This window comes from Mesorhizobium sp. AD1-1, assembly GCF_020164655.1.
In the GTDB taxonomy this organism is placed as follows: domain Bacteria; phylum Pseudomonadota; class Alphaproteobacteria; order Rhizobiales; family Rhizobiaceae; genus Mesorhizobium; species Mesorhizobium ciceri.
Genome location: NZ_JAIUGP010000005.1, coordinates 307,859 through 320,608 on the forward strand (window position 1 = coordinate 307,859; position 12,750 = coordinate 320,608).

Below are 12,750 nucleotides of genomic sequence, written 5' to 3' on the forward strand. Positions count from 1 at the left end.
CCTCCAGACCCCCAAGCATAAGGAAACAGACATGGCAAAAGTCGCTCTCATTGGTGCATCGGGCGCTGTCGGTTCGCGCCTTCTCAGGGAACTCTCCGATGGCGGCCATACCGTCACGGGCATCGCGCGCAACCCGGAAAAGATTGTCGCGCTTCCGGGCGTGACGGCCAGGAAGGGCGATGTCTTCGACACAGAAGGTCTCGCGGACCTGATCCGCGGCCATGACGCTGTGATCAGCTCTGTGCATTTCCTGGACAGCGATACCGATGCGCTGATCGAGGCGGTGCGCGCCTCCGGCGTGAAGCGCTATCTCGTCGTCGGCGGCGCCGGCAGTCTCGAAGTCGCGCCCGGCAAGCGGCTGGTCGATAGCCCCAACTTCCCGGCGATCTACAAGGCAGAAGCGCAGAAGGGCGCCGACTTCCTGGACAGATTGAAGACGGTCGAGGACCTCGACTGGACGTTCCTGTCGCCATCCGCCATGTTCGTGCCTGGCGAGCGCACCGGCAAATTCCGCCTCGGCAAGGACACGCTTCTCGCCTCCGACAAGGGCAGCAGCATTTCCTTCGAGGACTACGCGATCGTCATGGTCGACGAGATCGAGAAGCCGGCCCATATCAGGCAGCGCTTCACCGTCGGCTATTGAGCGAACGGGTGGTGGCGGCCGGGTCTCAATCGAGGCCGGCCGACGCCAGCCGCATCAGGGTCCGGTTCAATCTCGGTGCTGCCGCCACCAGCGCCTTTCCAATGGCCGATTGCGGTGCGTCGATGACGGTTCGGGCATCGCCGTTCTCGGCAACCCGGCCGGCGTCGAGAAGGATAACGCGGTGGGCGATCGACCGGATGACGCCGAGATCATGTGAAATGAAGAGATAGGCGATCTTTTCCTGGCGCTGCAGGTCGAGCAAAAGCTCGAGGATCTCCCCGCGCACGGAAACGTCGAGCGCCGACACCGCTTCATCGAGCACGATCAGCGACGGCTTCGTGGCGATGGCGCGGGCAATGGCGACGCGCTGCCGCTGACCGCCTGAAATTTCGTGGATGGCACGCGGGGCGAGGTCCGCCGTCAGCCCGACGCGCTCCAGCAAGGCGGCGATGCGGCGCGGGCGCTCGCTGCGGGAAGCGATGCCATGGATGCGCAAGGGATCGTCGAGCACACGCGCCACCGTGGCGCGCGGGTTGAAGGCGGCAAGCGGGTCCTGGAACACCATTTGCAGGCGCGCGCGGCGGGCACGCAGTGCTGCGCTGCGCAGGGCCAGGAAATCGTCGCCTTCGAACTCGATGCGTCCGTCGTCCGGCTCGATCAATCGCAGCACCACCCGCGCGATCGTCGATTTGCCGCTGCCGGAGGGTCCGGCCAACGCCAGCGTTTCACCCGGCTCGATGTGAAAGGAGACATCGTCGACTGCAGCGATGGTGTTGTCGCCGCGACGGTAGCGCTTGGTGAGGTTGGACACCGCCAGCAGGCTCATGCGTGGAGCCCGGCTCGGTTCAGCAGCGGCTTGGTGTCGAGGCCGATATCGGCATCAAGCAATGCGCGCGTATAGGGCTGGGCCGGGGCGCCGACAATCTGCGCCGTCATGCCAAGCTCGACCAACTGCCCATGGCGGAAAACGGCGATGCGCCCGGCAAGCTCGGCCGCCAGCGCGATGTCATGGCTGATGAACAGCAGCGTCATGCCGTCCTCGGTCACCAGGCGTCGGATCAAGGCGACGATCTCGGCCTGCACGATGGTATCGAGCGCGCTGGTCGCTTCGTCGGCGATCAGCAATTTCGGACCGGCCGCAATGGCGGCGGCGATCGCCACACGCTGCTTCTGGCCGCCGGAAAGCTGGTGCGGGAAGGCGCGCAAGGCCGAGTCAGGATCGGGCAGCCGGACGCGTTCGAGCAGGGTTTTTGCTTGCGTGTATGCCTGCGGCCAGGTGAGGCCGAGATGGGTGCGGGCGACTTCGGCGATTTGTTTGCCGATTGGCATTACGGGGTCGAGGCTGGCGGATGGGTCCTGGAAGACGAAGCCAATATCGCGGCCGCCGCGGGGAGGGTGACTTGATCTGGTGAAGAGCTTTTGCGGTCTATGCTCTACGAGGCCCCCCTCTGTCCTGCCGGACATGTCCGGCAGGACAGAGGGGGGTGCCTTGGCGCCCAACGTCGACGGTAGGAACCAATCGATCTTTCCTTCAGTCTTGGTGCTTGCCGGCAGCAGCCCTGCAATAGCCAGCGCCAGCGTGCTCTTGCCCGAACCGCTTTCGCCGATGATGGCCAAGCGCTCGCCAGCCTCTATGTCGAGGCCGACATCCTTCAGCGCCGCCACCTCGTTGCCGTCGCGGCGGTAGGTCACCGTCAGGTCGCGGATCGAAGCCAGCGCGGTCACGACAGGCCTCTCCTGACCGCCGTCGTCTCGACGATGCCTTCACCGGCGAGATAGACGCCGAGCACGGTCAGCACCAGCGCTATGCCCGGGACGATCGACAGGAAGGGCGCGGTGCGCAGGACAGCGCGGCCTTCGGCAATCATGCCGCCCCAGGTGACCCGGTTGGGATCGCCCAGGCCGAGGAACGACAAGGCCGCCTCGGTGAGGATCGCCGCGGCGACGATCACCGACGACATCGCCAGCACCGGCGGCAAGGCATTGGGCAGCACCTCGCGAAAGGCGATCGCCAGCGGGTGCATGCCGATGACCCTGGCGCCGGCGACATAATCGCGTTCGCGAATGGAGAGGACTTCCGCGCGGGCGACACGGGCTGGTCCGGTCCAGGTGCCGAGCGCGATGGCGATCACGACGATGCCGAGCGACGGTCCGACGACGCTGACGAAGGCCAGTGCCAGCAGGAAGCTCGGCACGGTCTGGAAGGCGTCGGTGATGCGCATCAGCACCTCGTCGACGAGGCCGCCGGCAAAGCCGGCCAATGTGCCGACCACTGCCCCGATGACAAGTGCGGCGGCCGCGGCGGCGATCCCGACAGCCAGCGATGTGCGGGCGCCATGAAAAAGCTCGGCCAGCACGTCGCGGCCAAGCCGATCGGTGCCAAGCGGCAGCGACCAGTCCTGGAACGGCGGCAGCAGCGCCGGCCCGGCAATCGCTTGCGGATCGCCGGGAAACAGCAGCGACGCCGACAGCGCCATGGCGATCAGCGCCGCCAGGAGGATGGCGCCGGCGACCGCCTCGGGCGTGCGCAGAAAGCGGCGGAGGGCACTCATGCGCCGGCCTCGCTGGCGCCGACGCGCGGGTCGAGGAAGGCATAGGCGATGTCGACGGCAAGGTTGATGACAATGACCAGGACGGCGCTGGTGAGAATAATGCCGAGCAGAAGCGGCGTATCGCGGGAGGCGACTGCCTCCTGCGCCAGCCGGCCGAGGCCGGGCACGGAAAAGACGCTCTCGATGACGACACTGCCGCCGAGCATCTGCGCCGACTGCAGGCCGAGCATGGTGACCAGCGGCAGCAGTGCATTGCGGGCGACGTGGGCGAGCACGATGCGGCGGCGTGATAATCCCTTGGCGCGCGTGGCCAAGACGAAATCCTGCCGCCAGACCTCGGCCATGCCGGCGCGCATCATGCGCAGATAGAGCGCCAGGTAGATGAAGCCGAGGGCCGAAACAGGCAGGATAAGATGGACGGCGATGTCGGCTGCGCGGTCAAGGCCGGTCTTGTCGGAAGCCAGGGTCTCGATGCCGCCGATCGGCAGCCAGCGCAGGTCGACGGCAAAGACGACGATCAGCACCAGTCCGAGCCAGAAACCCGGCACGGCATAGAGCGCCAGCGAGCCGATCGACAGGAAGCGGTCGCGCAAACTCCCGGGCCGCGCACCGGCATAGATGCCGAGTGCCGAGCCGAGCCCGAAGGAGAGCGCGGTGGCGCTGACCATCAACAGCAGCGTGTTGGGCAGGCGTTCGAGGATCACGTCGCGGATCGGCCTGGAGAAGGTCACCGACTGCCCGAGGTCGAGATGCAACAGCGCCCAGAGATAGTTGGCCAGCCGCGTCAGCTCCGACTGGTCGAGGCCCCAGCGATGGCGCAACAATTCGATCATGCCGGCGTCGCCGCCGGTCGAGACGATATAGGCATCGACCGCGTCGCCAGGGGCGGCCTCGAGCAAAAGGAACGTGCCGATGACGACGATCAGCAGCACGAAGATGCTGCCGACGAGGCGATGGCGGATGAGAGTGAGCGCGCGAGTCATTGGGGCGTCGCAGCGATACGCTGGTCAGGATTGCGCCTAGGCACCCCCCTCTGTCCTGCCGGACATCTCCCCCTCAAGGGGGGAGATCGGCTGTCTCTTTTGGCTTCGCCAATCTCCAACGTTGAAGAATTCGCGGGACAGACAAGCGGCCAATCTCCCCCCTTGAGGGGGAGATGTCCGGTAGGACAGAGGGGGACCTCGTAGAACTCAACGCCTACGATGATTTCGCGAATTCTCATCCGCGCAATTCTGTCACGATTCCAGATACGTGTCCGCCCAGTTCGACACCGCCCAGCGCGGGTTGTTGGCGATGTTGCCGACGGTGTCGCGCGCGACGCTGATGAAACTCCATTCGGCGACGTTGATCAGCGGCAGGTCGGCAGCCACCGCCTTCTGGAATTCCTTGTAGAGGTCGGTGCGGGCTGATGCGTCGAGCGTCTCCGATGCCTTGGCGATGAGCGCATCGAGCGCATCGTTCTTGTAGCCGCCCTGGTTGGAGAACGGCACGCCGTCGGGAATGCCGCTCTGCACCAGGATGGTGGTCGAGATCGCCGGATCGCCGCGGAACACCGGCGGACCGACCGCGAGATCGAAGGCGTGGTCGGTGTAGACCGCCTTGATGTGCGCGGCCGAGTCGTTGTTGACCAGCTCAGCGTCGATGCCGATGGCGGCGAGCGCCTGGCGCAGATAGTCGCCGAACTGTTTTGTCTCGTTGAAATAGGGCGCAGGCAGCAGTTTCAGCGTGAAGCGCTTGCCGTCCGGGCCTTTCTTGTAGCCGGCTTCATCGAGCAGCGCGTTGGCCTTGGCGACGTCGAAGGCATAGGTCGGCACATCGGCGGTGTAGAATTGTGGATCGTTCTTCGGCACCGGGCCGGTGGCTGTCGCGGCATAGCCGAGGAACACCGTCTTGACGACGAAATCCTTGTCGATGGCATGCGCGATCGCCTGGCGCACTTTGACGTCGGCCAGTTCCTTGCGGCGATGGTTGATCTCGACGACGAGTTGATAGGTCAGCCCTTCGTAACCCTTGGTGATCACTTTCAGGCCCGGCACTTTCGAGATGCGGTCGAGGTCGGCCAGCGGCACGGCGGAAAAGGCCGCCAGCTGGATCTCTCCGGCCTCCAGCGCGCTGGCCGCGGACGTGCGATCCGGCAGCACCTGATAGATGATCTCGTCGAGATAGGGCTCGTCCTTGCCCCAGTAGTCGGTGTTTTTGGTCAGCCGGTAATACTGGCCGGCCTTGTACTCGCCGAATTTGAACGGTCCGGTGCCGATGGGCGCGTTGTTGGCCGGGTTGTCCTCGATCTTGCCAACCTCGTAGATGTGCTTCGGCACCACGCTGCTCAGCGCCGGCAGCGCGTTGCGGATCAGCTGGAACGGCGTCGGCTTGGCGAATTTGAACACGGCGGTGAGATCGTCGGGGGTGTCGACGCTGGCCAGATCCTTGAACACGGTGCGGCCGAGATTCTGCAGCGGCTTCCAGATTTGCAGCGCCGAGAAGGCGACGTCGGCCGAGGTGAACGGCTTGCCGTCATGCCATTTGACGCCGTCGCGCAGTTTGAACGTCACCGAGAGCCCGTCGGCGGCACCCTCCCAGCTCAGCGCCAGCCTTGGCGCGAGTCCGTCCTTGCCGTCGTAGGAGGCTTCGGCCAGCGTTTCGACGATCTTGCTGGAGATGAAGAAGACGCCGTTGGAGGCGACGATCGCCGGGTTGAGGTTGCGCGGTTCGGAATCGGCTGCAAGCACCAGTCGTCCGCCCTTCTTCGGCGTCTGCACCCAGCCCGGTGTCGGCATGGCGGTGGAGGCCAGCAGCATTGCCGAGCCGGAAAGCATCGTGCGTCTGGAAATCGTGAAACCTGACATGATCGAACTCCGTCCTCTCCGCCACCCGGTTGGGCGCGCCAATACCCCTCGAACGCCGGCAAGCCCGCCAGCATCCTTGCGGCGGCGATTATGAGCCTTGCCGAGGGTTTCGCCAGAGACGGAATTGGCGCATCCTCGCTTGGCTTTGAAATTTTCGTCCGCTGGACCAGTTTGGAGCATGCGCTTCTATCACGTCAATCTGGTAGGACCAAATTGATGGGATATGCGACAGACAAAGGTATGATGACATCGAACGGTGCTGTTTGCCCTATTTCTGGCTGGACCAGAGCGGGCAAGATGGTGCAGATTTGAGTCATGGCCAGGGGATCGCGAGCGGAACGGCCGGCGGTCCCAGGCAATTCAGGGAGAGAGAGATGAACATTGCTCCGGGCAAGAATGCCGTCGGCAATATCCCGTTCGACCAGGCAAGGGTCGACCGGCTGATGGAGGAGGCCGGCATCGATGTGCTGCTCGCCACCTCCAAGCACAACACGCGATACCTGCTGGGCGGTTACAAGTTCATCTTCTTCGCCGCCATGGATGCGATCGGCCACAGCCGGTACCTGCCGATCGTCGTGTACGAAAAGGGCGGGCCGGACCATGCCGCCTATATCGGCAACCGCATGGAGGGCGGCGAGCACCAGAACAATCCGTTCTGGACGCCGACGCTGCACGCCGCCTGCTGGGGCACGCTCGACGCCGCCAACCTTGCGGTCGAGCACCTGCAGAAGATCGGCAAGGCCGGCGCGCGCATCGGCATCGAGCCTGGCTTCCTGCCATCGGACGCCTATACGCTGATCCGCAAGGCGTTGCCGGATGCCAGGCTGATCGATGCTACCGACATGCTGGAGCGTATGCGCGCCATCAAGACCGATGCGGAGCTGGAGAAGCTGCGCACGGCCTCCGAACTGATCACCGATTCCATGCTGGCGACCATTGCCTGGGCGCGTGAAGGCACGACTAAAAGCGAGATCATCGAGCAGCTGCGGCGCGAGGAAACCAATCGCGGCATCCATTTCGAATATTGCCTGCTGACGCTGGGTGCCAGCCACAACCGCGCCGCTTCACCGCAGGCGTGGGAAAAAGGCGAGGTGCTGTCAATCGATTCCGGCGGCAATTATCACGGCTATATAGGGGACCTCTGCCGGATGGGCATTCTCGGCGAACCGGATGCCGAGCTCGAAGATCTGCTGGCCGAGGTCGAGACGGTGCAGCAGGCGGCCTTCTCAAAAGTCAAAGCGGGCACGCTGGGCGGCGACATGATTTCGCATGCCGAGGGCGTGCTGAAGGCTTCGAAGGTCGCGCCCTACACGGATTTCTTCGCCCATGGCATGGGCCTGATCACGCACGAGGCGCCGTTCCTGATGACCAACCATCCGGTGACCTATGAAGGCACCTATGCGGCCAAACCGCTGGAGAAGAACATGGTGCTGTCGGTGGAGACGACCATGCTTCACCCGACACGGGGCTTCATCAAGCTGGAAGACACGCTGGCGGTCACCGACACTGGTTATTTGATGTTCGGCGACCGGGGCAGGGGATGGAACAGGGGTGCGACCGCCTAGCTGGTATTGAGGCTGCTGCCCCCTCACCCGGATTGCCATCCGGGAAAAGCAATTCGGGGCAATCCGATCTCTCCCCGAGGGGAGAGGAGGGAGCCGGAACCGAGGAAAGATCACTGCCCCGGCGGGATCAGCCTGAAATCCGGCAGCTCACGCAAAACCAGTTCAGGTCCTGCCGGCGAATAGACGACGAACAGCTGCATCGGCCCGTCGCCGGTGTTGAGCGTCGAATGAAAGCGGCTTTCCGGCACGTAGATGGTGCAGCCGGGGCCGACCTTCTCGACCATCGGATTGCCCTTCTCGTCCTCGACCATCTGTTCGCCATGGCCTGAGATGACGAAGATGATTTCTTCCGCGCCCGGATGGTTGTGGCGCGTGTGGCCCTTGCCGGAAGGCAGGTCGACGACGCCGCCGGAAAAGCGGGTTGCGCCATTCACTTCGGGCGCCACCGTCAGCGCCAATTTTCCCCAGTCGAAGCCGAAGGCGCTGACGTCCTTCGGGTACACGAACACTTTGCTCTTGTCGGTCATCTCTCTCATCCCTTCTTTTTCTTGAATGTGATCTTCTGGCCGCCGAGCGCGACGGCCTTGAAATCGGCCGTCTGCTTGGCGATCGCGGCTTCCGCCGGCAGCCGTTCCATCGAGCTGGCGCCATAGAAGCCGTGCAGGCCCTTGGCCTGGGAGAGAATGTAACGGGCGTCGTCGGGCATCGAAATCGGGCCGCCATGGCAAAGCAGGATGACATCCTTGCGCACCGAGCGCGCCGCGTTGGCGATGGCGTCGATCTCCTGAACGCAGTCGTCGAGCGACTTGGCCGACGTGGCGCCGATCGAGCCGCCTGTCGTCACACCCATATGGGCGACGACGATGTCGGCGCCGGCCTTGGTCATGGCGCGCGCCTCATCCGGGTTGAAGACGTAGGGCGTGGTCAAGAGGTCGAGATTGTGCGCCTCGGCGATCATGTCGACCTCGAGGCCGAAGCCCATGCCGGTCTCCTCGAAGCTCTGCCGCATGCTGCCGTCGAACAGGCCGATGGTGGGAAAATTCTGCACGCCGGAAAAGCCCATCGTCTTCAGCTCTGCCAGCAGCAGCGGCATGATGACGAACGGGTCGGTGCCGTTGACGCCGGCCAGCACCGGCGTGTGTCTGACCACCGGCAGCACCTCATAGGCCATTTCCCTTACGATCTCGTTGGCGTTGCCATAGGCGAGCAGGCCGGCGGCCGAGCCGCGCCCGGCCATGCGGTAGCGGCCGGAATTGTAGATGATGATGAGGTCGATGCCACCGGCCTCCTCGGCCTTCGCCGACAGGCCGGTGCCGGCGCCGCCGCCGACGATCGGCACGCCCTTGTCGATCATTCCCCTGAATTTCTTCAAGATGTCCTTGCGCGGTATGGCGGGCATTTTTTTGAGGTCTCTCACTGTCTGGCGATGTCGAGGAAGGCCGCTGTTGCTGCCTTTGCGAATTCCGGGTCGTTGATATGCAGCGGCAGGCGCGTCACGCGGCGCTTGCCGTTGGGCTTGATGGTGCGCTCGATGGCATCGAACAGAACGGCGTCGGCTTCCGGGTCGAAGAAGGCGCCGCCTTCGATGTCGAGCGCCGAGACGCCTTTTTCCGGGATGAGAAAATGCACCGGTCCCCCGCAGCGGGCGAGCCTGGTGCCGATCCACTCGCCGATCGCACGGCATTCGTCCGCCGTGGTGCGCATCAGCGTGACATTGGGATTGTGTTCGTAGAACAGCCGGTCGCGATAGTGTTCCGGGATGGTCGAAGGCGCCCAGAAGTTCACCATATCGAGCGCGCCGACGGAGCCGACATAGGGCAGCCCCGTGCGTGCGACGGCGCCGAAACGATCCTCCGTCGCCGGCAGCACGCCGCCGAACAGAAGATCGCAGACTTCGGTCGTGGTGATGTCGACGACGCCGGACAGCAAGCCGCTGTCGGCCAGCTTTTCCATGCTGCGGCCGCCGGTGCCGGTGGCGTGGAAGACCATGCAGTCATATCCGGAACGGAGCTGGTCGGCGATGGCGGTCACGCAAGGCGTGGTGACGCCGAACATGGTGAGGCCGATCGATGGCTTGCCGTCGGGCGGTGGCGCCGGGCTGGCCGCCATGCCTGATATGGCTTGAGCCGCGTTGTGCAACACGACACGGGAGAGCCGGTTCAGTCCGGCCATGTCGGTCACAGAAGGCATCATGATGATGTCGGAGACATCGACGTAGGGAGCGGTATCGCCGGAGGCGAGCGTCGAGACCATGATCTTGGGCAGGCCGAGCGGCAGGGCGCGCATGCCCGACGTGACGATCGATGTGCCGCCACCGCCGCCGATGCCGATCATGGCCGCGATGTCGTTGCGCGATTGGGCAAAGCGGGCGAAGGCGATGCCCATTGCGGCGACCGCGGCGCCGCGATCATTGCCGCCGAGCACGGTTTCACGGCCGCCGGGATGATGGTCGGCGATTTCCCTCGCGCTGATATCGACGGGGATGGTTGCGTCGCGCGTTCCGACATCGACACGACAAACGAGGGCGCCCGCAGCAGTGATCGCATCGGCCAGGAAGGCGAGTTCCTCGCCCTTGGTGTCCGCGGTACCCACCACATAAATACGCTTCATTGCGCTCTCCTAATCCTGGCAGGCGCGATGCCGCCCCCATCGCTCATTGCCCGGGCCACTTGACGATGCGGACCATTGCAAATTTTTGAGACGCGCGTATCGTATTGGTATGAATGTCTCACGTCAACAATCCGCTGCGAGCGACGAGGCTGAACGGGCAACCGGCCCAGTGCCCGAACGTGGGCCGCGCGCGCGGACCAAACGGCTGATGCTGGAGACGGCAACAAGGCTGATGCAGGCGGGCGTCACGCCCTCAGTCAGCGAGGTCGCCGAGGCGGCCGAGGTTTCCCGCGCCACCGCCTATCGTTACTTCCCGAGCCAGTCGGCACTGGTGCAGGCCGTCGTCGACGAGGGGCTGGGGCCAATCCTCACCTGGCAATCGACCTCCGCCGATGCCGAGCGCCGGGTCGCCGAGCTGTTCGACACGGCCATGCCGCGCATCGAGGCCTTCGAGGCTACGTTCAAGGCAGCACTGAAGCTGTCGCTCGATCAATGGGCGCGGCGTCAGGCCGGCACGCTGGGCGGTGAGCCCGCCTTTACGCGTGGCCACCGCATCGACCTGCTGAAGGATGCGATCGCGCCGCTCAAGGGCCGTTTGCCGCCGCGCGACTTCAAGCGGCTGGCACAGGCGCTGTCGCTTATCTTCGGCGTCGAGGTGCTGATCGTGCTCAAGGATATCTGGGGGCTGGACAGCCGCCGGACGATGTCGGTCGCACAGTGGGCGGCCGGGGCGCTGGTGCGTGCGGCAGTGGCGGAATCGGTCGATGAAGGAGGCAGCCTCGATCCGAAGGCAGTCGTGAAATAGAGCCCAACTGGTTCGACCAGATTGGCATGCACACTACTGATCTTAGCGGTTGGGTGGGGTATTGGACAATACCCGATCATATCACTGAGTAGGAAAATCTTGGTAAAACAGGCAGATAAAGCGGTAATCCGATGGAAATGGCCACGTCAAGCTGCCAAGAAAGGGCTTGACGCGCATGCAAAATTGGTAATACCAGATTGGATCAGAAAAGCGGATCGAAAGTGAGGGCTGCGATCCATTTTCCGGCGGGGCGAGGAGGCTCGAAACCGGAAAGGTGCGATCACGGGAGGAACTACCAGGGCCGGCCACGTTGCCGGCTCGCACGATAAGGTAGAACGCGCACAAGGGAGGAAATCATTATGCGCAAGTTAGTGACCAGCGTACTTGCTGGTATCGGCTTAACGCTTGCCTGCGGAACGTCCGTTTACGCGCAGGAAAAGTCACTCACCATCTTCTGGGCTGAATGGGATCCCGCAAACTATCTGCAGGAGCTCGGCAACGAGTACGAGAAGCAAACCGGCGTCAAGATCACGGTGGAAACCACCCCGTGGGCCGACTTCCAGACCAAGGCCTTTACCGAGTTCAACGCCAAGGGCAGCGCCTATGACCTGGTCGTCGGCGACTCGCAATGGCTTGGTGCCGCCTCCGAGGGCGGTCACTATGTCGACCTCACCGACTTCGTCAAAGAGAACAAGGTTCTCGACAAGATGGCTCCGGCGACGGTCAAGTTCTACTCCGAATATCCCGGCAACAGCGGCAAATACTGGTCGATCCCGGCCGAGGGCGACGCCGTGGGCTGGGCCTACCGCAAGGACTGGTTCGAGGATCCGAAGGAAATGGAAGCGTTCAAGGCCAAGTATGGCTACGACCTTGCCGTTCCGAAGACCTTCAAGGAAATGACCGACATCGCGGAGTTCTTCAACAGGCCCGACCAGAACCGCTACGGCATCGCCATCTACACACAGAACCAGTATGACGGCCTGGCGATGGGCTTCGAGAACGCGCTGTTCTCGTATGGCGGTGAGCTCGGCGACTTCGGCACCTACAAGGTCGACGGCATCATCAACTCGGACAAGGCGGTGGCCGCGGCGGAAAACTACCGCAAGCTGTTCGGCTTCACGCCTCCGGGCTGGACCAACGCCTTTTTCGTCGAGAACAACCAGGCCATCACCGAAGGCCTGGCGGCGATGAGCATGAACTACTTCGCCTTCTTCCCCTCGTTGATCAACGAGGCGTCGAACCCGAACGCCAAGAACACCGGCTTCTTCGCCAACCCGGCAGGTCCAGGTGGCGAGCAGTTCGCCGCGCTCGGCGGCCAGGGCATTTCCGTCGTCTCCTATTCCAACAACAAGGAAGAGGCGATGAAATTCCTGAAGTGGTTCATCCAGGACGATACGCAGAAGAAGTGGGCGGCCCTCGGCGGCTACACCTGCAACAAGGCCGTGCTGGAATCGGCCGAGTTCCAGAACGCCACGCCCTACAACAAGGCCTTCTACGACACGATGTTCAAGGTCAAGGACTTCTGGGCGGTGCCGGAGTATGCGGAACTGCTGCAGCAGCTCAACCAGCGTGTCTATCCGTACATCGTAAACGGCGATGGTACGGCCAAGGAAATGCTGGATGCGCTGGCGAAGGATTGGGACGCCACGTTCAAGAAATACGGCCGCGGCCAATAACCGACATGTAGTGCGGAGGAGGCCTGCGCCTCCTCCGTTTTCTTTTTCAGGAA

13 protein-coding genes are annotated in these 12,750 nt (G+C 63.6%); 5 read left to right on the forward strand and 8 right to left on the reverse strand.

Annotation, left to right across the window (positions count from 1 at the left end; genetic code table 11):
* The first annotated feature begins 31 nt into the window (after window positions 1-31).
* The gene (locus LB519_RS13075) at window positions 32-643 is read left to right on the forward strand and encodes an NAD(P)-dependent oxidoreductase (protein ID WP_224620192.1); all 612 of its coding nucleotides are present in this window, start codon (window positions 32-34) and stop codon (window positions 641-643) included.
* A 25-nt stretch (window positions 644-668) separates the two neighbouring features.
* On the opposite strand, the gene LB519_RS13080 is transcribed toward LB519_RS13075, so the two are convergent.
* The 5 genes from LB519_RS13080 to LB519_RS13100 all read right to left on the reverse strand — a co-directional run bounded on the left by LB519_RS13080 (window position 669) and on the right by LB519_RS13100 (window position 6,041).
* A complete protein-coding gene (locus LB519_RS13080; RefSeq protein WP_013529483.1) occupies window positions 669-1,469 on the reverse strand; it encodes an ABC transporter ATP-binding protein in 801 nt (266 codons plus the stop codon).
* Window positions 1,466-2,368 (reverse strand): ABC transporter ATP-binding protein, encoded by a 903-nt coding sequence (locus LB519_RS13085; protein ID WP_224620193.1) that lies wholly within the window; start codon window positions 2,366-2,368, stop codon window positions 1,466-1,468. Before LB519_RS13085 ends, LB519_RS13080 begins: the two co-directional genes overlap by 4 nt.
* On the reverse strand, window positions 2,365-3,195 hold the full coding sequence (locus tag LB519_RS13090; protein WP_127365902.1) for an ABC transporter permease: 831 nt from the start codon (window positions 3,193-3,195) through the stop codon (window positions 2,365-2,367). Before LB519_RS13090 ends, LB519_RS13085 begins: the two co-directional genes overlap by 4 nt.
* A complete protein-coding gene (locus LB519_RS13095) occupies window positions 3,192-4,178 on the reverse strand; it encodes an ABC transporter permease (protein WP_224620194.1) in 987 nt (328 codons plus the stop codon). The genes LB519_RS13090 and LB519_RS13095 overlap by 4 nt, the downstream gene beginning before the upstream one ends.
* A gap of 252 nt (window positions 4,179-4,430) precedes the next feature.
* Window positions 4,431-6,041, reverse strand: coding sequence for an ABC transporter substrate-binding protein (locus LB519_RS13100; RefSeq protein ID WP_224620195.1), 1,611 nt, complete (start codon window positions 6,039-6,041; stop codon window positions 4,431-4,433).
* Between the two features lie 90 nt (window positions 6,042-6,131).
* Here LB519_RS13100 and LB519_RS13105 point away from each other — a divergent pair, with 90 nt between their 5' ends.
* Window positions 6,132-6,353 (forward strand): hypothetical protein, encoded by a 222-nt coding sequence (locus LB519_RS13105; RefSeq protein WP_224620196.1) that lies wholly within the window; start codon window positions 6,132-6,134, stop codon window positions 6,351-6,353.
* A gap of 62 nt (window positions 6,354-6,415) precedes the next feature.
* Complete coding sequence (locus LB519_RS13110) at window positions 6,416-7,606, forward strand: M24 family metallopeptidase (protein ID WP_224620197.1); 1,191 nt, start codon at window positions 6,416-6,418, stop codon at window positions 7,604-7,606.
* Window positions 7,607-7,716: 110 nt separating this feature from the next.
* Here the strand turns inward: LB519_RS13110 and LB519_RS13115 are convergent, their stop codons facing one another.
* The 3 genes from LB519_RS13115 to LB519_RS13125 are packed head-to-tail and all read right to left on the reverse strand — an operon-like array spanning window position 7,717 to window position 10,216.
* Window positions 7,717-8,133 (reverse strand): cupin domain-containing protein, encoded by a 417-nt coding sequence (locus tag LB519_RS13115; RefSeq protein ID WP_013529490.1) that lies wholly within the window; start codon window positions 8,131-8,133, stop codon window positions 7,717-7,719.
* A 5-nt stretch (window positions 8,134-8,138) separates the two neighbouring features.
* Window positions 8,139-9,005: a phosphoenolpyruvate hydrolase family protein gene (locus LB519_RS13120; protein ID WP_224620198.1), complete on the reverse strand. Its 867-nt coding sequence runs from the start codon at window positions 9,003-9,005 to the stop codon at window positions 8,139-8,141.
* 14 nt (window positions 9,006-9,019) lie between these two features.
* Window positions 9,020-10,216 (reverse strand): Tm-1-like ATP-binding domain-containing protein, encoded by a 1,197-nt coding sequence (locus tag LB519_RS13125; RefSeq protein ID WP_013529492.1) that lies wholly within the window; start codon window positions 10,214-10,216, stop codon window positions 9,020-9,022.
* 109 nt (window positions 10,217-10,325) lie between these two features.
* Here LB519_RS13125 and LB519_RS13130 point away from each other — a divergent pair, with 109 nt between their 5' ends.
* Window positions 10,326-11,021, forward strand: a complete 696-nt coding sequence (locus LB519_RS13130) for a TetR/AcrR family transcriptional regulator (protein ID WP_013529493.1) — start codon at window positions 10,326-10,328, stop codon at window positions 11,019-11,021.
* Between the two features lie 359 nt (window positions 11,022-11,380).
* Window positions 11,381-12,697, forward strand: a complete 1,317-nt coding sequence (locus LB519_RS13135) for an ABC transporter substrate-binding protein (RefSeq protein WP_013529494.1) — start codon at window positions 11,381-11,383, stop codon at window positions 12,695-12,697.
* The last annotated feature ends 53 nt before the right edge of the window (window positions 12,698-12,750 follow it).